The organism is Caballeronia sp. LZ003, from assembly GCF_031451465.1.
Lineage (GTDB): Bacteria > Pseudomonadota > Gammaproteobacteria > Burkholderiales > Burkholderiaceae > Caballeronia.
Genome location: NZ_JARUXJ010000177.1, coordinates 1 through 474, shown reverse-complemented (window position 1 = coordinate 474; position 474 = coordinate 1). Strand labels below are relative to the sequence as shown.

Here is a 474-nt window from a genome sequence, read left to right as displayed (position 1 = left end):
GTGCCGGTGGCACGCATTTCAGTGGGATAGTAGCTCGCAGCCATTGCAGTCCAGCCGGTGTTCGTCGAGTTCGTGCAATAGCCGAGCAGGAAAACGAGAATTATGAGACCGGCGAGGCCGACGTTCAGCTGCGAGATCGCGATCGTGAAGACGAGCGCTGCAAGCAGCGTCGCGATCATGACCTTGTGCGCTTTGAAGCGGTCCATCTCCCAACCGATGACGATATTGCCGAGCGTGCCGCCCACCTGCATCATCGCACCCACCAGCGCCGCGTCGGCGAGCGAGAAATTGTTGTCCTTCACGATGATCGGCAGCCAGCTATTGAGGAAGTAGACCGTCATCAGGTTCATGAACAGTCCGACCCACAGAGCCAGCGTGACGGCGGTGTGCGGCTTCGACACGATGAGTCGGATTGCGCCCTTGCCTGCGTGTCCGCGTTCGGCCGTTGCGAGTTGGGTGGAAGCGTCCACCGTG

Annotated in this window: 1 protein-coding gene; it reads right to left on the bottom strand. The window is 60.3% G+C overall.

The features are described from left to right. Positions 1-474, bottom strand: a 474-nt coding sequence (locus QCE79_RS33675) for an MFS transporter (RefSeq protein WP_309851876.1), incomplete at both ends; no start/stop codon positions are given.